This window comes from Phytohabitans kaempferiae (assembly GCF_042433955.1).
Lineage (GTDB): Bacteria > Actinomycetota > Actinomycetes > Mycobacteriales > Micromonosporaceae > Phytohabitans > Phytohabitans kaempferiae.
The window spans coordinates 96312-115565 of sequence record NZ_JBHLUH010000049.1; the positions used below are offsets into that span (position 1 = coordinate 96312).

The following is a 19254-nucleotide window of genomic DNA, read 5'->3' on the forward strand; positions in this document are numbered from 1 at the left end:
GTAGGCTGCCGGCATGAGTGAGCAGCGAATCGCGATCGTGACCGGTGCCGCGCGCGGGATCGGCGCGGCCGTCTCCCGCAGGCTGGCCGCCGACGGCATGGCCGTGGCGGTGGTCGACCTCGACGAGGCGGCCGGCAAGGCGACGGTCGACAGCATCACGGCGGCCGGCGGGCGGGCGCTCGCGATCGGCGCCGACGTGGCCGACCGCGCCCAGGTCGACGCGGCGGTCGAGCGGGTCGCGGCCGAGTTGGGGGCGCCGACCGTGCTGGTCAACAACGCCGGCGTGCTCCGCGACAACCTGCTCTTCAAGATGTCCGACGACGACTGGGACACGGTGCTGGCCGTGCACCTGCGCGGCGCGTTCCTTTTCAGCCGCGCGGTCCAGGCGCACATGGTCGGGGCGAAGTGGGGCCGGATCGTCAACCTCTCCAGCACCTCCGCGCTGGGCAACCGCGGCCAGGCCAACTACGCCGCGGCCAAGGCCGGCATGCAGGGCTTCACCAAGACGCTGGCGATCGAGCTGGGGCCCTTCGGCGTCACGGCCAACGCGGTCGCGCCGGGCTTCATCGTGACCGAGATGACCGCCTCCACGGCCGCTCGGCTGGGCGTCGACTTCGAGGAGTTTCAGAAGGCGCGGGCGGCGGAGACCGCGGTGCGGCGGATCGGCATGCCGGACGACATCGCGCACACCGTGTCCTTCCTGGTCAGCGAGGGCGCCTCGTTCGTCTCCGGCCAGGTCATCTACGTGGCCGGCGGCCCGCGAGCCTGACAGCTGAGCCGACGACGAGCGCGTCAGGGGGCGGACGCGTAGCGTCCATGGGACTTCGCGCGACGCCTTCGCGTTCGGCGTCGCGGTGTGGCGCGGCTGAGGTTGTGGACCGCGGAGGGTGAGGCTGCGGGAGCGGCGGCCTGGACCGCGACGGGCGTCGCGGTAGCCCGGATCTTCTCTTGGAGCGGATTCTCTAGGTCTGGTCGGAGGTGCGATCCGCGCGGGCCGTGCGCCACAGCCAGTAGAGGCCGACGATCGGGAGCACCAGCGGCACGAAGCCGTAGCCACGGCCATAGGCCGACCAGACCGTGTCGTCCGGAAACGCGGACTCGGCCACGAGGCTCGCGGTGCCGACCGCCAGCACGCCGATCAGCTCGACCGTGCAGCAGATCACGGCCAGCCGCCGGCCGGAGGCGCCACCGCGGGCCAGGCCTACCGTGGCGATCAGGTAGATCAGCGCGGCGAGGGCGGAGAGCAGGTACGCCTCCGGTGCCTCGTCGAACTTCGTGAGGATCTGCACGGTCGCGCGGGCACCGGCGGAGAGCGCGAAGATCCCGTACACGATCACGAGGACCAGGCCGGGGCCCGAGTTGAGCCGGTCACGCACCGGTGGCCTCCCAGATCTGCTGGAGCCGCGCGACGAGCACGGGCATCACGAAGCAGGCGACGGCGAGGATCACCGAGCCCCAGCGGGTCGGCTCCAGCCGGGCGAGCACCGCGGCGACCGGCGGCAGGGCGAGGAACGTGAACAGGTAGCCCACGAACGTGCCCACCTCGGCCGGGCGGTCGCCGCCGATCATCGCGGCGACGGCCACCACCGTCAGCAGCAGTGCGGTCGCCTCGACCACCGCGATGCCCACGAAATGGCTGGTGGCCGGCGGCTTGTCGCGTACCGCCGCGATGAGGCACCACGCCGCGACGCCGAGCGCGGCGACGATCACGATGACGCCCAAGGTGTCGTTCACGCGGACACTCTACTAATGGACGTAGTAGGGCTGGTGCGGGCCAATGTCGGATCGCTCATCCGGTGACGGATCAATCACCAAACGTCTATAGTCGACGTTGGTCGATGGTCATCTGGGGAGGTCGCGAGCGCGCCGCCATCCCGCAGGGGCGCCATCGAGCGGAGGGAGCGCAGCGACCGGAGCGCAGTGACCGGAGCGACTGGTGTCGACAGGGCGGCCTTCAGGCGCGCGAGCCGCCCGAGCGGAGCGAGGCGTTGTCATGGAGTTGACCGCCGTGTGGGCCCTGCTGCTGATCGGTGGCTGCGTCGTGCTCGGGCTCGTGGCGCTGGCCGCGATCGCCGAGCGACCCCGCCGCCAGCCCCGCCCCGATCCGGCGAAGCTGCGCGCCGCCGCCCAGGAGCTGACCGCGCACGCGGGTCGGGCGCACGCGTTGGCCGGGCGGGCCGCGGCGGCCGCGATCGAGGCGCGGGAGCGGCTGGGCGAGGCCGAGGAGGCGCGGGAGGGGGCCTGGCGGGCGCAGGAGGCGGCCGGTGCCGTGTTCCAGGCCGCCTGGCAGGAGGTGCTGGCCGGGCGGGCCGCCGCGGCCGAGCGCCACGCCGCCGCCCTCGATCCGGAGCTGGTCACGGCCGGTGACGTGGAGGGGGCCGAGGGCGAGCGGCAGCGGATGGTCTCCCGGGCCGCGCTCTCCGCGTACCGGCGTGGCGAGATCTCGGTGCAGGAGCTCCGCGAGGTGTGGCGGCGGGCCAGCGACTGGGATCCGGAGCAGGTGGAGCGGGAGCGGCGGGCAGAGCGCCTCCGCGCCGAGGAGGGGGCCGCCCGGCGGGCGTACGAGCGGGCGGCTCTGGTCGCGCGGCAGGCCGCCGAGGGGATGTACGACGCCGAGGCGGCGTCCCGCGCGATGGCGGCGGAGGCGATGACCGCCGCGGCCGAGGCACAGGAGGCGCTGCGGCTCGTGCAGCGATACGGAGGCAAGGGGCGCAAGACCAGGCGCAAGGGCTAGCCGGCGCTCCTCGTGGACGGTACGGCCGCCGCGCCCCGCCCGACCGACTCGCGGCAGACCGTAGGGTGAACCGCGTGGCGATGAGATTCGGGCTGCTCGGCACCGGTCACTGGGCGGCGGAGACGCAGGGCGCGGCGCTGGCCGCACATCCCGAGGCCGACCTGGTCGGCGTGTGGGGTCGCGACGGGGCGAAGGCGGCCGCGCTCGCCGGGCGGTACGCCGCCAAGCCCTACACCGACCTCGACGCGTTGCTGTCCGAAGTGGACGCTGTCTCGATCGCGTTGCCGCCCGACGTGCAGGCCGGGCTGGCGCTGCGCGCGGCCGCCGCCGGCAAGCACCTGCTGCTGGACAAGCCGTTGGCGGTGGACACCGCGACGGCCGACCGGATCCTCGCGGCGGTCCGCGAGCGCGGGCTCTCCTCGGTGGTCTTCTTCACCAACCTGTTCCGCGACAACATCGTGCGGTTCGTCGAGGAGACCGCGGCGACCGGCGGCTGGCTGGGCGCCCGGGTGACCCAGTTCGCCTCGATCTACCAGCCCGGCAACCCGTACGCCGCCTCGGCCTGGCGGCGCGAGAAGGGCGCGCTGTGGGACATCGGGCCGCACGTCCTCTCAGTACTGCTGCCGGTGCTCGGGCCGGTGGCGGAGGTGAGCGTGGTGGGCGGTCCTCGGAGCACCACGCACCTGACGCTGCGGCACGCCGACGGGGCGGTGAGCACCGCCTCGCTGACGCTGGACGCGCCCACCGGTGTCACGCTGCGGGACACCGACTTCTACGGCGAGCACGGGGTCGCCACGATGCCGGTACCGGAGGGGACCGCGGTCGAGGCGTTCGGCGCGGCGATCGGCCGGCTGATCGGGTGCGGCCCGGATCCGTGCGACGCGGGCTTCGGGCGGGAGGTCGTGGCCGTGCTGGAGGCGGCCGATATCGCCCTGCGCGAAAAGCGGCCGGTAGCGGTGGCTTGACAGGTTACGGTCGCGGAAAGGCTCCGCCGGAGGCGTGACCGGTGGCCGGGGCCGCCGCGGCGCCGCCGCCCGGTGCCGCGAAGCGAGTGACCAGGGAGGCGCCCTCGTGGAGTTGCGACTCGACCCCCTCCGCCCGCCGTGGCGCGGGCCCGGCACTCCCGGCCAGCCGCCGCTGCCGCCCGAGCTGCCCACCGGCGAGGGCGTGCCGCCCTGGCTCCAGGAGCGCCTCTTCGACCAGCGGATGGTGGTGCTCAGCGGCCGGCTCGACGACGACGCGGCCACGCGTGCGGCCGCCGCGCTGATGACGCTCGACGCGCTCGGCGCCGATCCAGTGCGGCTCCAGTTGGCGACGCCCGACGGCGACCTGGCCGCCGCGTTCGGGCTGATCGACGTGATCGACACGATGGGCGCGCCGGTGCACGCCGTGGTCACCAGCCTCGCCGGGGGCGCGGCGGTGGGCTTGCTCGCGGCGGCGGCGCGGCGGCTGGCGTACCGGCACGCGCGCGTACGGCTCAGCGAGCCCCGGGCGGCGGCGGTGAGCGGCACGGCCGACGAGGTGGCCGCCGCCGCGGGGCAGCACCTGCGGGAGCTGGAAGAGCTGGCCGTGCGGATCGCCACCGCCACCGGCCAGCCGCGCAGCCGGATCGAAGACGACCTGTCGGCGGGGCGCACGCTGAGCGCCGAGCAGGCCGTGGAGTACGGGCTGCTGGACGAGATCGTGGGCCCGGGTCAGCCGCAGGGAGGAGCGGAGTCGACCTGAGCTGACCCGCGCCGGTACCTCGCGACCGGGTACAGGTGGTCGGCTTCCCGTACGAAACGGGCATCCTCCGCCGCGCGTATGAGTTATCCCCTACGACTTTGGTCGTAGCTGATGTGGCCGACATTCCCCTTCCGGTAGGTCGTCGCGGCCGGTTCGCCTCCCTAGGCTCGTCCCATGGGGGAAAGCCAGCACCAGCTACATGCCGAGGTCACCGTCGGTGCGAGGGGGGTCGACGTCCGCGTCACCGGTGAGATCGATATTGCCAATGTGGACGAGTTCCGGGCGCTGCTGTGGGCGTTGCCGCCCACGCCGGGGCCCTTGCGGGTCGATCTCGGGGGAGTCGGCTTCCTGTCCGCCGCGGGGGTCCGGGCGTTGGTCGCGGTGCATCTGCGCACCCGCGCCCGGGGCGGTCAGCTCGTCATCTGCAATCCCAACGCGGTCGTGCGCCGCACGCTCCGCGCCACTCGGGTCAACCGGGTGATCCCGATCGTCGGGGGTGAGGCGCCGCCCGCTGATGTGCCGCGGCCCTGGCCGGCGCCGGTGCCGATCAGCCGGGCCGCTTCCCTGATCTGAAGTCAGATGCCCCGCCGGTCGAGCCGACCGGCGGGGCATTTTGCCGGCCAGCCACAAGGCTTGCGAAGGGGGAGCGGCGTGGTCATGCCGGGGAGCTTGGTGACGCGGTGGAGTCGAGGGGGAACGCAGCGGGGGTGCATCCCCCCGGGAAGCACCCCCGCCGTCCCCTCCCCCCAGCCCCAGAGGGGGGAGCCGCCGCGAGCGCACCCCCTTGCGCTGCGCGGCGCTGTGAACGTCCGCCAGTAAAGGAGCGCCGGTCGGCGCCCGTGATACACGCAAACTTTCCTTCTTCGCGTACGTATCAGCGCGACTGTGATCACCTCCTCAGTTGTGCGTCTCGCACTGTCGCCTGGGCGATATCGAAACGCACCTACGATGGCGCAGTGTGTTGGGGAGCAGGTCAGAGCCCGCCTCGGCGGCGGGGACAGGTTAGGAGGGAGGTGCGATGACATCGGCGACTTCTGATGACACCGGAGTCGGCGCTGCCTCCTGGGAGGTGGCGGCGCGTGAGTTCGCCGCATGGCGGGCCGGAGATCCGGCGGCACTCGACCGGCTCGTCCGGTTGCTGACGCCGGTGCTGTGGCACCTCGTCCGGGCATACGGGCTCGACCGTGAGTCCGCCGAAGACGTGGTGCAGACGACCTGGCTGGCGTTGGTGCGCAATGTCGACTCGGTGCGCGACCCGCAGGCCGTGCTCCGGTGGACGACCACCACCGCGCGGCGCGAGGCGTGGCGCACCGCGCGCGCCGGCAAGCGCGAAGACGTGGCCGAGCCGCAGATCCTCGACGCGGCACTGCCGCCGGTGGGCGGTCCGGACGCGACCGTGCTCGCCGAGGGCACCGCCCGCACGCTGTGGCGCCATATCGCGGAGCTGCCGGAGCGCTGCCGCCGGCTGCTGCGGGTGATCGCGTTCGAAGACCGGCCCGACTACGCCTCCCTCTCCAACGAGCTGGGGATCGCGGTGGGCAGCATCGGTCCGACCCGTGGGCGCTGCCTCGACAAGCTACGCGGCCTGCTGGCCGCCGATCCGGAGTGGAGTGACCGGCGTGACTGACGACCTGACGCTGTTGCGTGCGGTCCACGACATGTACGACAGATTGGATCCGCCGCCCGTGGATCTGGCTGACCGGGTTCTCTTCACACTGGAGCTGGAAGACCTGGAGTTCGAGCTGATGCGGTTGCAGGAGACGCTCCTGCCGGCTGGCGCACGTGGTCCGGAAACCGCCTCCACCGTCACCTTTTCGGCGGAAAGCCTGACGGTGATGGTGACGGTGTCGGATTCGGGACCGCAGCGCCGGCGGATCGACGGTTGGATCGCTCCAGGCGGAGCGCTCCGGGTCGAGCTGCGCACCCCGCGAGGCGTGCACGAGACCCAGGCCGACGCTGACGGGCGGTTCGCCTTCGCGGAGGTGCCGTCCGGACTGGTGCAGATCATGATCCATCCGACGACCGGGGCGACGGTGCCCCTGCACCGCCCGGTGGTGACACCGCCGGTCCAGCTCTAGGGCCTAGCCCGATCTCTTCGTGGGAGTTAATCGTGGCCACCTCAGATAAGCACGTCCAGACACCGCCGCCCGCCCTCCTGACGGCGTACGGCGCCCGAGCCCTTGACCCCGTCGCCGCCCAGGTGCTGCCTGACCAGCGACTCCAGTCCACTGTCTACGTCGCCAACCGGCTGCTGATGCGGCGCCCCGGCACGGGCGACAACCGCCGCGTGCTCAACGAGGTGGCGGCCGGGCTCGACCTCCGGCTCGACGACCCCGCCGAGGGCGGTCGCTGCATGCGCCTCTCGCCCGGCACCGGCGGTCCGGTGGCCACCGACGCGTGGCGCGTACTCCAGGCGCTCCGGGCGCGCGACAAGAGTCGGCTGCGCAGCCTCGGTGTCGGCCTCGACCACCTGATGTTCGCCACCACCTCGCCGATCACCGGCAGCCCGTACCACTCGGCGTTTCCGTACCACTCGGCGTTTCCGTACCACTCCGCCTTCCCATACCACTCGGCGTTCCCGTTCGGTCCGGTCGCGCAGTACGGGATGCTTGGCTTCGGCGCGACGCAGCCGGTCAACCTGGTCCTGCCGACGCCGGTCCGCCAGGCGACGGTGAGCCCGCGGCGCCCGGTGGTGGCCGTGCTCGACACCGGCTGCGGGCAGCACGAGTGGTTCGCCGAGGGGCTGCTCACCCCGATCAACGCGCTCAACGGTGACGCGGGCACCGCGCTCGACACGACCGGCGACGTCATCGGACCGCTCGACGGCATGCGCGACCCGCTCGCCGGGCACGGCACGTTCATCTGCGGGCTGGTCCGGCAGACCTGCCCGGACGCCGACATCCTCCCGGTCCGGGTGATCCACTCCGACGGCGTGATCGTGGAGTCCGAGCTGCTGGCCGCGTTGCAGACGCTCAAGGAGCTGGCCCGCAAGTTCGCGGCCGGCGAGGCGGGCGGCCAGGCGATCGACGTGATCTCGCTGTCGCTGGGCTTCTACCACGAGTCACCGGACGACGACGCGTACATGTCGCTGCTCTACGAGGAGATCCGCGAGCTGGCCGCGCTGGGCGTCGCGGTGGTGGCCGCCGCCGGCAACGACGCCACCGCCCGGCCGATGTTCCCGGCGGCGTACGCGGCACCGCCGCAGGGCGTCGAGTCGCCCGTGGTGCCGGTCTCCAGTGTGGGCGCGCTCAACCCCAACGGCTCGATCGCGCTCTTCAGCAACACCGGCGCGTGGGTGCACCACTGGGCGCCGGGGGCGGCCGTGGTCAGCACGATGCCGAAGTTCGACCACGCGATGGGCGCGGGCGCGGCCTACCCGGATCCGTTCCACGGCGTCAGCCGGGAAAACATCGACCCGGACGACTTCGCGGGCGGGTTCGCCATCTCCAGCGGTACGTCGTTCGCCGCGCCGATCATCGCCGGCCGCATCGCCAAGGCACTCATCGCGCCAAGCGGGGGCGGTTCGCTGCTCGCCAGCGAGAGCGACCCGGTCAAGCGGATGCAACTGGCCGTGGAGATGTTGCAGCCACAGCCGTAGCGGAGGGTGCACGGCCGGGTCATCGGTCGAGACGGAGTGGCGGGCCGCCGTGCCATGATGAGGCGTGTCCGTCGTCGCCAGCGCCGCCGAGCTGCATGCCCAGTCCGTACGGGAGACCGAGCACGGACGGCACGCCGCGGCTCGGCGGCTGCTGCGCGCGGCCCTGCGCAGCGGCCCCGATTCCGAGCTGCGCGCGCGGATCCTGATCAGCCTCGCCTACCACCAGGCCGAGCGGCGCAGCCTCGACGAGGGGCTGCTCCTGCTCGGTGAGGCCGACGAGGTGCCCGACCTGCCACAGCGGCTGCGGGGCATGGTCGCCGCGCAGCGCGGCCTCCTCTACATGCGCGCGGGCCGGTCGGCGGAGGCGCTGGCGGCCCTCGACGCGGCGGTCGGCCTGCTCGACGAGTCCGAGCCGGAAGACATCTGCCGGCCGCTGCTCAACCGCGGCATCCTGCACATGCAGCGGGGCACGCTGGCCGCGGCCCGAGCCGACTTCCGCCGCTGCGCCGACGTCGCCGGCCGGCACGGCCTCGGCATGCTGGCGGCCAAGGCGTCGCACAACCTTGGCTACCTCTTCCTCCTCTCCGGCGCACTGCCGCGGGCGCTGCGCGAGATGGACGTGGTGCGCTCCACACTGAGCAGCCAGTCACCGATGTACGCGGCGGTCTACCACATCGACCGCGCGCAGGTGCTGCTCGCCGCCGGCCTGTGGCGGGAGGCCGACGAAGACCTGGCGCACGCCGTCGACCTCTTCCGGGGCGCGAAGGCACCGCAGGACCAGGCCGAGTCGGAGCTGGCGCGGGCGCAGGTCGCCCTCCTGGAGGAGCGTTACGTCGAAGCGCGGCGCCTCGCCGAGCGGGCGGGCCGGCGCTTCGCGAGCCGGGGCGCCGACGCCTGGGCACTGCTCGCCCGGCACGTGGCCGTCGCGGCGGCAGTCGGTCGAGGGCGGGGCGCCGCCGCCGCAGCCGACGATGCCGTGCGGCTCGCCACCGCGCTCGCCGCCGCCGGCCTCGACGACGAGGCGCGCCGGGCCAGGTTGACCGGCGTGGCGGCGCTGCTGGCCATCCGTCCACAAGGGAGCGTCGAGCGGGCCCGAGACCTTGCCGGCCCGGCGATCCGGCTGCGCCGAGACGACCCGATCGCGACAAGGTTGCAGGCCCGGGCCGTGCGGGCCGGGCTCGCCGACGCCGAGGGAGACCCACGCCGCGCCGACGCCGAGCTGCGGGCCGCCCTCGCCGACCTGCATCGCTACCAGGCGTCGTTCGGGAGCCTTGACCTCCAGACCGCGGTCAGCGGGCACGGCCGCCGCCTCGCCGAAGACGGGCTGGCCCGCGCGCTGGCCACCGGGCGGCCGGCCACCGTCTTCGGCTGGGCCGAGCGGGCCCGCGCCCTGTCGACCCGCCTGCCACCGGTGGTGCCGCCGGCCGACCCGGAGGCGGCAGCCCTGCTCGAAGAGCTGCGCCGCCTCCGTGTTGAGCTGCGCATGGCCGCGCTCGCCGGCCAGCCCGCGCCCGCGCTGCGCAGCCGCTGCGCCCAGCTCGAGCGGTTGATCCGGCAGCGCTCCTGGTACACGCCGGGGCCGGGCCAGACGGTCGCGCCGGCGCCCCTCGCCGATGTGCAGGACCAGTTGGCTGTGGCCGACGCCACGTACGTCGCGCACCTGCTCTCCGGCGGGCGGTTGCACGCGCTCGTGGCCGGGGCGGGCCGCCGCGCCGTGCTCGACCTCGGCCCGGCGGCGCCCGCGGTCGAGTTGCTCCACCGGGTCCGCGCCGACCTCGACGCGCTCGCCACGATCAACCTGCCCGAGCCGGTGCGGGTCAGCGTGCGCGCGGCCAGCCGCCGTTCGCTCCAGGGGCTCGACGAGCTGCTCTGGCATCCGCTGCGCCGGCACCTCGCCGACGGGCCGCTGCTGCTCGCGCCGTCGGCCGGGCTCGTGGCCGTACCCTGGACGCTTTTGCCCGCCCTGCGCGGGCGCCCGCTGGCGGTCGTGGCGTCCGCGACCGCGTGGCTGGCCGCCCGCGATCGGGCCGCGCTGCCCGCGCGGCCCACGCTGGCGCTGGCGGCGGGGCCGCGGGTCGCCCGTGCGGAGGAGGAGGTGCGGCTGGTCGCGGAGGTGTGGTCGGCGCAGTCACCGACCGAGTCCACGACCGCCGGAGTGCGGGAGGCGGTGCGCACCGCCGACGTGCTGCACGTGGCGGCACACGGCGTGCACGAGCCGGACAACCCGCTCTTTTCGCACCTGGAGCTGGCCGACGGGCCGCTCTTCGGCCACGAGCTGCACCAGTTGCCGCAGTTGCCGGCCCACATCGTGCTCTCGGCCTGTGAGCTGGGCCTCGCCCGGCCTCGGCCGGGCGAGGAGACGCTGGGGATGACCGCCGCGCTGCTGCACGGCGGCGCGGGGAGTGTCGTGGCCGGCGTCGCGCGGATCGCCGACGCGGTCGCTTACCAGGTGGGGCCGGCCCACCACGCGGCACTGCGAGAGGGACAGTCACCGGCCGCCGCGCTGGCGGCCGCCATCGAGAGCGCGGCGAAGGCGGAGGAAGACCTGGCGCCGCTCGTGTGCTTCGGCGCGGGCTGGTAACTGTGCGCGCGATCCCCGAGGTCGCGGATGGAAGGTAGGCGCAGTTCGCTCATGCATGTCAGGAGCGCGCTGGCGGAAATCCGATACACCTTGCGTCGTTGTCGCGCTAGCGTTGGCGCATGGCACACGCCCTGAGCAACATGACCCCCGCCCTGACGGGCGCGTGGGGTCCCGCCTTCGTTGTCAGGCACCGGCTGGGGCGTCCGGCCCTGGCCTGATCGCCGCACACACTCCGCGTTCTCTTCCAGGGCCCTCCGAGTCCCGATCGTCTCGGACAGGCCTCGCTTCCGCATGCGCTGATGAGGCACGCCTGTCCGCGTTGTGCCGGCCCGCGCACCGGGCCGGTTGGAGAGGACGCCGGCAGTGGCGCAGAACATCCGACGAATCCGCACCGAGCGCGACCGCACCCGCCGTGTGCTGTCGCAGACGTTCCTGCACGACCCCGCCGCGTTGGACCGGGTCGTACAGGCCGCCCGGCCCGCGCACACCGACCTGGTACTCGAGGTGGGCGCCGGCGACGGGCGGCTCACCCGCGTACTCGCCGAGGCGGCTGGGCGGGTCGTGGCGTACGAGGTCGACCCCGCGCTCGCCACACGCCTGGCGGTGCCGGGAAACGTGGTCGTACGGCAGCAGGACTTCCTGACCGCCCGGCCGCCCCGGGAGCCGTTCGCGGTGGTGGGCAACATCCCGTACGCGCTGACCGCGCCGATCGTGCAGTGGTGCCTGCGGGCGCCGGCGCTCACCTCGGCGACGCTGGTGACCCAACTGGAGTACGCCCGCAAGCGCACCGGCGACTACGGACGGTGGAGCCGGCTGACGGTGGCGACGTGGCCGGAGTACCAGTGGGACCTGGCCGGGCGGCTATCGCGGCACGCATTCCGCCCGGTGCCGCGCGTCGACTCCGGCATCCTGCGGCTGCGGCGGCGCCCCGAGCCGCTGGTGCCCGGGCGGTGGATGGCGACGTACCGGTCCTTTGTGGAGCTTGGCTTCGGCGGCGTGGGCGGCTCGCTGCACGCCTCGCTGCGCCAGCGCCATCCGGGCCGGCGCGTGGACGCCGCCTTCCGCGCCGCGCGGCTGGACACCTCCACGGTGGTGGGTCATGTGTGGCCGGAGCAGTGGCTGCTGCTGTTTCGCCTGCTGCACGCCTGAGCTTTCGGGGGTCGACGTGGTCGCGGCGCTCCGCGAGGGGGGCACTCGCGACCAGCCGGTACGGCCGTGTGTTGGAGAAGCTGTCGACCTGGGCGCGCCGGTGCGCCCAGGTCGCGCCGTGCGACGATGTTGACCATGGACGTTTGCTGCCCTCCTGGGGCAGTGGACTACCACGATCTGCCTGGCGGTCCACGCGTGGTGCGACATTTCGCCCCGGTGCGGTGACGGCTAGGCGCTCACGCCGGACTGGACGGCGAGCACCGCGAGGCGTACCCGATTGGGGGCGCCGGTCTTGGTCATGAGGCTCGCGATGTGCGTCTTGACCGTGGTGACGCCGAGGTGGAGGCGTTCGGCGATCTCGCCGTTGGACATGCCCTCGCCGACCAGGGCGAGCACCTCGGTCTCGCGTGGCGTGAGGCCGAAGTCGGGCCGGGCGGGGTAGGTGGGCGCGGAGCGGCTGTGCACCGCCGACGCGACGAGGCGGCGCAGCACGTCGGGGCTGAAGGGGGAGTCGCCGGCGGCCGCGCGGCGTACCCCGTCGAGGAGGTCTTCGGGCGCCGCGTCCTTGACCAGGAAGCCGCACGCGCCCGCCGCGAGCGCCGGATAGAGGTGGTCGTCGTCGTCGAACGTGGTGAGCACCACCACGCGCACGGAAGGGCGGGCGGCCAGGACGCGCGCGGTGGCGGTGATGCCGTCGACGCCGGGCATCCGCAGGTCCATCAGGATGACGTCGGGGAGCACCTGCTCGGCGAGGCGCACCGCCTCGGCGCCGTTGTCGGCCTCGGCCACCACCTCGAGGTCGGGCGCGGCGGCGCAGAGCATGCGGAGCCCGGCGCGGACGAGGTTTTGGTCGTCGGCGAGGAGTACGCGGATCACGAGCGCACCTCGGCCGGGGGCGGCGGGGCGTGCAGCCGGCAGGTCTTGCTGACCGGGATGCCGACCGGTGGCGTGGCGGACGGGAGGAGCGCGGAGAGCCGCCAGCCGCGTCCTTCCCGGCCCACGGAGAGTTGGCCGCCGAGCAGCTCCACGCGCTCGCGCATGCCGACCAGCCCGTGCCCGGGGGCGTTGGCGGCCGTGGGCAGGGCGGGCGGGCTGGTGCCACCGTCGTCGACGATCTCCAGCAGCACCGCGTCGTCGGGCGTGAGGCGCATCGTGACCTCCGCCTTGGCCGCGGTGCCGGCGTGCTTCGCCACGTTGGTCAGCCCTTCCTGGGTCAGGCGCAGCACAGCTAGCCCGCGTACGGGGTCGAGCCCGCCCACCGCCGGGTCGACCGAGGAGTCGATTTCCAGGCCCACCTGCCGGCCGCGCTGCACCACCTCGTCGAGTGCGGCGGGCAGCTCACCGGGCTCGACGAACGGTGGCGTGTCGCCCACCTCCGGGTCGCGCAGCACGGTCACCAGGCGGCGCAGCGCGGAGAGCGTGGCGGTGCCGCTGCCGTGCACGTCGTCGAGCACCTCGCGCACGCGCGGGTCGTCGGTCGGCAGTACGTGGCGGGCGACCCCGACCCGCAGCACGATCGAGGCGACGTGGTGGGCGACGACGTCGTGCAGCTCGCGGGCGACCGCGGTGCGCTCGGTGGCCCGCGCGGCCCGGGTCTCGGAGAGGCGGCGTCGCTGCTCCTCGGCCACGCGCTGCTGCGCCTGCTCGGCGGTCTGGCGGACCGAGCGGATGTACGCGCCGATCAGCACCGGGGCACCGACCATGATCGCGGCGCTGTAGAGCAGCGAGGGCACACCGCCGGCGGGGTGCAGGACGTACACGGTGGCGGGGGCGAGCGCGCCCACCAGCACCTGCCATCCGGAACGCCGCATCGCGAGCTCGAAGAGGGCGACGGCGGCGGCGATCTTCACGATCACGGCGGCGTGCTGGCCCACCTCGTAGACCACCATCAGCAGCCCGGACTGGGCGATCACCGTGGCCAGCGGCCACCGCCCACCGCCCGCGCTCAGCGCCACCGCCACCAGGGCGATCACCCAGTCGGTGGTGGTGGGCGGGGACGCGGGCGCGCGCAGCAGGACCAGGTAGCCGACGGTCAGCACCAACAGCAGGGTCAGGCGCGCCGGCCAGGCCCGTTCGTCGAAGAGCCGGCCGATCAACTGGGTCACCACATCAGAACAGTAGGCCGCCGGAGGCGCAACGGCCTCCTGCCGGGGCACGAGAGAATCGGCGCGTGACTGCTGAAGATCCGTACACCGTGGTCTGGTCGGAGCAAACCGAACATCTCGGGCGGCTCGCTCGTGAGGAGGCCGGCTGGTACGCCTCGGTGGCGGCCAGCCTGGTCCGCCCGGACGACCGGCTGGCGGTAGACGTCGGCTGCGGCGGCGCCGGCATGACCCTCGCGCTCGCGACCGCGCTCGGGCCGGAGGGGCGTGCCGTCGGCGTCGACGGCGAGCCGGCGATCCTGGCCACGGCGCGGGAGCGCGCTCCGCACCTCGACTTCCTGGTGGCCGACCTCGACGGTGACCTGGCCGACCTGCGGGCCGCGTTGGGCGAGCCGGCCGACCTGGTGTGGGCGTCGGCGTCAGTACACCACGCGGGCGACCAGCAGGCCGCCGTGAACGCGCTCGCCGGACTGCTCGGCCCGGGCGGGCGGCTGGCGCTGGCCGAGGGCGGGCTGCCCGCCCGCCACCTGCCGTGGGACCTCGGCGTGGGCGACCCAGGGCTGGAGATCCGGCTCGACGCGGCGCAGGATCGGTGGTTCGCCTCGATGCGGGCGGGGCTGCCCGGCTGGACGCGGATGCCGTACGGCTGGAGCGAATGCCTGCGCCGCGCCGGCCTCTCCGGCGTCACGTCCCGCACGACGTTGCTGGAGCGAGAGGTGCCGCTCACGGACGCCGAGGTCAACAGGGTCCTCGACAAGCTCGCCCACCGCGTCGACCACCTCCGCCCGGCCGGGCTGCTCGACCCCGCCGACCTGGAGGCGTGGGACCGGCTGCTCGACTCCGCGGACAGTGCGTGGCTGGGCCTGCGCGACGACCTCTACTGGATCGAGGCGCGCAGCGTCCACATCGGACTTCTCGCGGCGTAGGCCCACCGCGCCCCGATCGTGCGTCGCCGAGGCCGGCTCTACGGGCGGGCGCCGGGCGCGTCGGCCTCTTCTCGACGCAGGCTCACGGCGCCCCGGTCGTGCGTCGCCGAGGCCGGCCGCCCTACGGACGGGCGAGCGCCAGCCACTCGTGGGCGGAGACGTCTGTGCCGGGCACGGCGAGCAGGCGATCGAGCGTGCCGGGCAGCCGCGCGGTGAGGTCCCACAGCGCGCCGCCGGGCAGGCGGACGCGCGCCAGGGGGACACCGGCCGCGTACGCCTGGCCGGGCGAGACCAGCCACCGCAGCAGGTGAGCCGTGCCGCCGGGGATCGCGAACGACAGCGGGACCGACGGCTCGGGCGAGGTCGCGGCGGTGACCCGGCGCGGGCCACTGCGGGGAAACCAGCGGGCCGCGCCGCGTACGGCAGCGAGGTCGGGCTCGTCGACCGTGCGCAGGGGGAGCCGCAGCGCCTGGTGGAGAAGCTCGGCCACGGCGGGCATGCGGGAGCCGCCGCCCACGGCGAGGACCGTCGCGACCTGGTGTGGCGCCACGCCGGCGCGGGCGAGCAGGTCGGTGCAGCAGGTCACGGTGCGGTGCAGCACCGGCGCGGCGAGCGCGGCCAGGTCGGGCTGGGTCAGGCGATAGGCCGGCGCGTTGGGCAGGAAGAAGTCTTCGACCGCGGGCGCGTCGCTGAGCTGGTGCTTGAGCCGCTGGGCGAAGTCGGTGACCGCCATGCCAAGGCGGAGCGCGGCCGGGTCGGAAGGGCTGGCCGAGGAGATCAGCGGCGCGAGCCACTGCTGCCCCTGGGCGTGGATGCGCCCGGCGAGCAGCGCGTCGATGTCGCGGCCACCGCAGTCGTCGAGGGCCGCGTGCCCCAGCACCTCGTGCCAGCGCTCGCCGATCCGCAGGAGGGCGGTGTCGAAGCTGCCCCCGCCCAGGTCGTAGACGAGGACGAGGTCGTCGGGGACGAACGGCGGCCCGGGCACCGGCCCGAACGCGACCGCGACCGGCTCGGGCAGCAGCTCGACCGTCTCCAGCCCGGCCGCCTCGGCTGCCGCGATCATGCGAGCCCGCCGGGGGTCGCCGGAGGTGTAGCTCGCCGGCGTGGTGATCAGTGCGCGGCTGATCGGGGCGCCGTGCAGCCTCTCCGCCTCCGCGCGCAGGGCGGTGAGCAGCGCGACCACCTGCTCGACCGGGCGGAACCGGCGCCGGCCGAGTAGCACAGACGTGTCGGCCGCCAGCCCGCGCTTGAACTCCGCCGCGAACGACTCCGGCTCGGAGCGCTTGCGCCGCTCGGCGAGCGTGCCGACGAGCATCTGCTGCCCGTCCCAGAAGACCGCGGACGGCCAGGTGGGGGCGCCGGTCACCGGCTCGGGCACCGGCCACGCCTCCTCGCCGGCGAGGAGCATCGCGGCCGAGGAGGTGGTGCCGAAGTCGACCACGAGCACCGGCGCGTCGCCCGGGCGGAGGCGGGACGAGGACTCAGACATGCCAGACATCGACCAGGCTCCGCCCTTCGGACTCCCAGTTGGCCAGCAGGTGGCGGCCGTCGGCGCTGAACCCGGCCAGCGCCCGCCGCGCCGGCGTCCCGCGCGCCCGGAACACCTCCTGCTCGGTCGCGATGTCGTGCACCAGCAGCGCCCACGAGCCGTCGCCGGCGTCCAGCGTCGTGGCCCGCAACTGGCCGTCGGGGCTGGCGACCGTGGTGCCGAAGCCCTGCGTGCGGCTGGTGCTGGAGTAGTCGGGGTGGCGGCGGACCCACGCCTCGTCGGTGACCTTGTCGACCCGCTCGCCGGTGCGCAGATCCCAGATCGTGATCGCGGAACGGCGGTAGCGGCCGACCGCCTTGCCCTCGGCCTCGGTGGCCAGGCGCCACTCGACCTCGTTGACCCGCACGCCTTCGGTGCCGCCCGGGTCGCGGAAGCGGGCCGTCAGCTTGCCCGTGTCGACGTCCCACACCGTGAACCAGCTCTCCGCGTCCCACGCGACGAGGCAGAGGCGCCCGTCCGGCCCCACGAAGACCTGGCCGCCGACCGGTGCCGCGCCCAGCTCGGGGACGAACTCGCCGGTCACCGCGGCGTCGCCGATCCCGTGGTAGCGCACGTACCGCCCGGCGCCGTCGCACTCCACGAGCCGCTGGCGGTCGGGAGTGAGCAGCCACGAGCCGGCCACCTCCAGCCGGTGCTGGTGTGGCGGCGGATGCTCGGCGAGCGCCTTGGGCGTCTTGGCGGCCGCCGCGACCAGGACCGGGCCGACCGGCTGGCCGGCCGTGACCCGGTGCGCGAGCAGCGTGCCGGCCTGCGGCGCGACGAGGTCGAAGACCCGCTCGTCGGGGATCCGCACGCGGGCCACGGGCGCGCCCGCGGGGAACGGCTGGCCCTCGGCGACCAGCCAGCGGACCAGCTCGGCCTGGCCACCGGGGATGTCCCAGGCGAGCGGCTCGACCCGCCAGCTCGGCCGCTCGGCTGGGACCGCGCGGCTGAGCGCGCCCACCGACCAGCGGGCCGCGCCGCGTGCCACCGCCAGCTCCGGCTCGGCGGCCCGGCGCACCGCTCGGCCGAGCGCGCCGCGCAGAGCCGGCTCGACCATCGGCAGCCGGGCGCCGCCGCCGGCGAGCACCACCGCCGCGAGGTCGGCGGGCGTGGCGCCGGCACCGGCCAGCACGCTGTGACAGCTGGCCACCAGCGCCTGGAGCGCCGGGTCGGCGAACGCGGCCAGCCACTCGCGGGTCAGCCGGTAGGGCGGGGTGATCGGGGTGAGGTGGTCGGCCACCTCCTCTGCGTCGGCGAGCTGGTGCTTGAGCCGGCGGACGAAGTCGATCGCCTCGTAGTAGGCGCGCAGCCCGGCGTCGCCCGGCGCGGCGAGCAGCGGCTCGAGCCAGGTGCGCCCCTCGGCGCGCAGGTCGTTTATCAGCAGCGCGTCGAGGTCATGCCCGGCGCCGGAGGTCTCCTGTCCAAGCTGGACGGTGTGGTTGCCGCGCACCTGCACCAGACCCACCGACCACGTGGCGCCGAGCACGCAGACCAGCACCAGCGCGCCGGAGGGCAGCCCGCCACCGGTCTCCGGGTCGAGTGCCGCCGCCACCGCGCTCGACAGCAGCTCCACATCGGAGAAGCCGGCCGCCTCGCACGCCGCCGCCAGCACGTCGCGGCGCGGGTCGCCGGGCAGATACGCGGCCGGTACGGTCAGCGTGACGCGGCCGATGTCGGTGCCGTACTGCTGGCGGGCCTCGCCCCGCACCACGGCGAGGTAGGCGCTGAGCGCCTCGCCGCCGGTGACCTCGCGTCCCTCCAGCCACACCGAGGCCTGGGCGTCGACCGCCCGCCGCGGCCCGTCGATGTAGCGCCGGGGGATAGCCCGTTTGCGCCGCTCGGCGGCCGTGCCGATCAGGTAGCCGGCATCGTCGAGGCACACGGACGACGGCCAGACCAGGCTGCCACTGCCCGGCTCGCGCAGGAGGCCCGACCGGTCGCCGACCGCCAACGCGACGCGCGTGCCCGACGTGCCGACATCGACCACCAGGATCGGTTCGGCCATGAGCGGTCCTCGAGGGGTTGTCAATCGCGGCTGGGAGTTTCGAACTACAGGGAGTTCCGGCATAGTTTCCGCGAGTCTTACGGCCGCGTCCACCCTCCAGAGGGGTAGTGCACCAGCCAAGCGGACGATTGTAAGCAGCGGAAACAGGTTGGTAACAATCGATCGGCCTATCCGGGTACCGTACGGCTCCGAAGTACCGGTATGGGCGCGCGGATGATCGGCGAGAGGCTGGCACTGATGAGCGAGGGCGCCAACGACGGGCCGCACCTGTCGGCCGCACTCCCTCCGCCGCCAGATCCCGCCACGGAGGCCAACGAGCTGCTGCGGGCGGTCGCGGGCGGCGACGAGGCGGCGTTCACGCGCCTCTACGACCTGGTGACTCCCCGCGTGTACGGCCTGGCCCGCCGGGTCCTGCGCGACCCCGCGCAGGCCGAGGAGGTGGCGCAGGAGGTGCTCGTCGAGGTGTGGCGCTCCGCCGGCCGCTTCGACCCCGCGCGCGGCTCGGCCACCGCGTGGATACTGACGATCGCCCACCGCCGCGCCGTCGACCGGGTCCGTTCCGAGCAGGCCGGCGCCGAGCGGGCCCGCCGGCTGGCGGCCACGCAGGGCGAGACGCCGTACGACGAGGTGGTCGACCAGGCCACCGCACGCCTGGAGCAGCAGCAGGTGCGGCGGTGCATCCAGACGCTGACCGGGCTGCAACGCGAGGCGATCACACTCGCCTACTACGGTGGCTACACCTATCGCGAGGTCGCCGAGCAGCTCGGCACCGCGTTGCCGACCATCAAGACGCGCATGCGAGACGGGCTGATCCGGCTGCGTGACTGCCTCGGCGTGGAAGTGGCCGCATGAGTTGCCCTGTGTCAAGCCATAGCTTGTTGATCTTGGTTGAGGAGGCGTTGG

General features: G+C 74.2%; 18 protein-coding genes. 12 read left to right on the plus strand and 6 right to left on the minus strand.

Features of this window, described 5'->3' with window-relative positions; all coding sequences use genetic code 11:
• Positions 1-13: 13 nt before the first annotated feature.
• A complete protein-coding gene (gene fabG, locus ACFFIA_RS23685; RefSeq protein ID WP_377253846.1) occupies positions 14-769 on the plus strand; it encodes a 3-oxoacyl-ACP reductase FabG in 756 nt (251 codons plus the stop codon).
• Positions 770-962: 193 nt separating this feature from the next.
• On the opposite strand, the gene ACFFIA_RS23690 is transcribed toward fabG, so the two are convergent.
• Positions 963-1376 (minus strand): hypothetical protein, encoded by a 414-nt coding sequence (locus ACFFIA_RS23690; RefSeq protein ID WP_377253848.1) that lies wholly within the window; start codon positions 1374-1376, stop codon positions 963-965.
• Positions 1369-1734 carry a hypothetical protein gene (locus ACFFIA_RS23695; RefSeq protein ID WP_377253850.1) on the minus strand — a complete coding sequence of 122 codons (366 nt, stop codon included), beginning with the start codon at positions 1732-1734 and terminating at the stop codon, positions 1369-1371. Before ACFFIA_RS23695 ends, ACFFIA_RS23690 begins: the two co-directional genes overlap by 8 nt.
• Before the next feature lie 259 nt (positions 1735-1993).
• On the opposite strand from ACFFIA_RS23695, the gene ACFFIA_RS23700 reads away from it, so the two are divergent.
• The 9 genes from ACFFIA_RS23700 (at position 1994) to erm (ending at position 11787) form a co-directional block, all read left to right on the plus strand.
• Positions 1994-2734 carry a hypothetical protein gene (locus ACFFIA_RS23700; RefSeq protein WP_377253852.1) on the plus strand — a complete coding sequence of 247 codons (741 nt, stop codon included), beginning with the start codon at positions 1994-1996 and terminating at the stop codon, positions 2732-2734.
• Between the two features lie 80 nt (positions 2735-2814).
• Positions 2815-3699: a Gfo/Idh/MocA family protein gene (locus ACFFIA_RS23705; RefSeq protein ID WP_377253889.1), complete on the plus strand. Its 885-nt coding sequence runs from the start codon at positions 2815-2817 to the stop codon at positions 3697-3699.
• A 106-nt stretch (positions 3700-3805) separates the two neighbouring features.
• Positions 3806-4459, plus strand: coding sequence for an ATP-dependent Clp protease proteolytic subunit (locus tag ACFFIA_RS23710; RefSeq protein WP_377253854.1), 654 nt, complete (start codon positions 3806-3808; stop codon positions 4457-4459).
• 174 nt (positions 4460-4633) lie between these two features.
• Positions 4634-5032: an STAS domain-containing protein gene (locus tag ACFFIA_RS23715; protein ID WP_377253855.1), complete on the plus strand. Its 399-nt coding sequence runs from the start codon at positions 4634-4636 to the stop codon at positions 5030-5032.
• Between the two features lie 445 nt (positions 5033-5477).
• The gene (locus ACFFIA_RS23720; RefSeq protein ID WP_377253857.1) at positions 5478-6086 is read left to right on the plus strand and encodes an RNA polymerase sigma factor; all 609 of its coding nucleotides are present in this window, start codon (positions 5478-5480) and stop codon (positions 6084-6086) included.
• Positions 6079-6537 carry a hypothetical protein gene (locus ACFFIA_RS23725; protein ID WP_377253859.1) on the plus strand — a complete coding sequence of 153 codons (459 nt, stop codon included), beginning with the start codon at positions 6079-6081 and terminating at the stop codon, positions 6535-6537. Before ACFFIA_RS23720 ends, ACFFIA_RS23725 begins: the two co-directional genes overlap by 8 nt.
• 32 nt (positions 6538-6569) lie before the next feature.
• Complete coding sequence (locus tag ACFFIA_RS23730) at positions 6570-8057, plus strand: S8 family peptidase (RefSeq protein ID WP_377253861.1); 1488 nt, start codon at positions 6570-6572, stop codon at positions 8055-8057.
• Between the two features lie 64 nt (positions 8058-8121).
• Entirely contained in the window at positions 8122-10638 is a 2517-nt protein-coding gene (locus tag ACFFIA_RS23735; protein ID WP_377253862.1) for a CHAT domain-containing protein, read from the plus strand.
• A gap of 384 nt (positions 10639-11022) precedes the next feature.
• On the plus strand, positions 11023-11787 hold the full coding sequence (gene erm / locus ACFFIA_RS23740) for an ErmE/ErmH/ErmO/ErmR family 23S rRNA (adenine(2058)-N(6))-methyltransferase (protein ID WP_377253891.1): 765 nt from the start codon (positions 11023-11025) through the stop codon (positions 11785-11787).
• 228 nt (positions 11788-12015) lie between these two features.
• Here erm and ACFFIA_RS23745 read toward each other — a convergent pair whose 3' ends face one another.
• Positions 12016-12663 (minus strand): response regulator, encoded by a 648-nt coding sequence (locus ACFFIA_RS23745; RefSeq protein WP_377253864.1) that lies wholly within the window; start codon positions 12661-12663, stop codon positions 12016-12018.
• Positions 12660-13895, minus strand: a complete 1236-nt coding sequence (locus ACFFIA_RS23750; protein WP_377253866.1) for a sensor histidine kinase — start codon at positions 13893-13895, stop codon at positions 12660-12662. The genes ACFFIA_RS23745 and ACFFIA_RS23750 overlap by 4 nt, the downstream gene beginning before the upstream one ends.
• 62 nt (positions 13896-13957) lie before the next feature.
• Here ACFFIA_RS23750 and ACFFIA_RS23755 point away from each other — a divergent pair, with 62 nt between their 5' ends.
• Positions 13958-14815, plus strand: coding sequence for a class I SAM-dependent methyltransferase (locus tag ACFFIA_RS23755; protein WP_377253868.1), 858 nt, complete (start codon positions 13958-13960; stop codon positions 14813-14815).
• A 121-nt stretch (positions 14816-14936) separates the two neighbouring features.
• Here the strand turns inward: ACFFIA_RS23755 and ACFFIA_RS23760 are convergent, their stop codons facing one another.
• Both ACFFIA_RS23760 and ACFFIA_RS23765 read right to left on the minus strand, forming a co-directional pair.
• Positions 14937-16304: an Hsp70 family protein gene (locus ACFFIA_RS23760; protein ID WP_377253870.1), complete on the minus strand. Its 1368-nt coding sequence runs from the start codon at positions 16302-16304 to the stop codon at positions 14937-14939.
• Entirely contained in the window at positions 16297-18351 is a 2055-nt protein-coding gene (locus ACFFIA_RS23765) for an Hsp70 family protein (RefSeq protein WP_377253872.1), read from the minus strand. Before ACFFIA_RS23765 ends, ACFFIA_RS23760 begins: the two co-directional genes overlap by 8 nt.
• A 213-nt stretch (positions 18352-18564) precedes the next feature.
• Here ACFFIA_RS23765 and ACFFIA_RS23770 point away from each other — a divergent pair, with 213 nt between their 5' ends.
• Positions 18565-19203: a sigma-70 family RNA polymerase sigma factor gene (locus ACFFIA_RS23770; RefSeq protein ID WP_377253874.1), complete on the plus strand. Its 639-nt coding sequence runs from the start codon at positions 18565-18567 to the stop codon at positions 19201-19203.
• The last annotated feature ends 51 nt before the right edge of the window (positions 19204-19254 follow it).

What these genes read in the sequence shown, in the direction of transcription:
- fabG (WP_377253846.1), top strand. Translation starts at nt 14, where the DNA reads ATGAGTGAGCAGCGAATCGCGATCGTGACCGGTGCCGCGCGCGGGATC.
- ACFFIA_RS23700 (WP_377253852.1), top strand. Translation starts at nt 1,994, where the DNA reads ATGGAGTTGACCGCCGTGTGGGCCCTGCTGCTGATCGGTGGCTGCGTC.
- ACFFIA_RS23705 (WP_377253889.1), top strand. Translation starts at nt 2,815, where the DNA reads ATGAGATTCGGGCTGCTCGGCACCGGTCACTGGGCGGCGGAGACGCAG.
- ACFFIA_RS23715 (WP_377253855.1), top strand. Translation starts at nt 4,634, where the DNA reads ATGGGGGAAAGCCAGCACCAGCTACATGCCGAGGTCACCGTCGGTGCG.
- ACFFIA_RS23720 (WP_377253857.1), top strand. Translation starts at nt 5,478, where the DNA reads ATGACATCGGCGACTTCTGATGACACCGGAGTCGGCGCTGCCTCCTGG.
- ACFFIA_RS23760 (WP_377253870.1), bottom strand. Translation starts at nt 16,304, where the DNA reads ATGTCTGAGTCCTCGTCCCGCCTCCGCCCGGGCGACGCGCCGGTGCTC.
- ACFFIA_RS23765 (WP_377253872.1), bottom strand. Translation starts at nt 18,351, where the DNA reads ATGGCCGAACCGATCCTGGTGGTCGATGTCGGCACGTCGGGCACGCGC.
- ACFFIA_RS23770 (WP_377253874.1), top strand. Translation starts at nt 18,565, where the DNA reads ATGATCGGCGAGAGGCTGGCACTGATGAGCGAGGGCGCCAACGACGGG.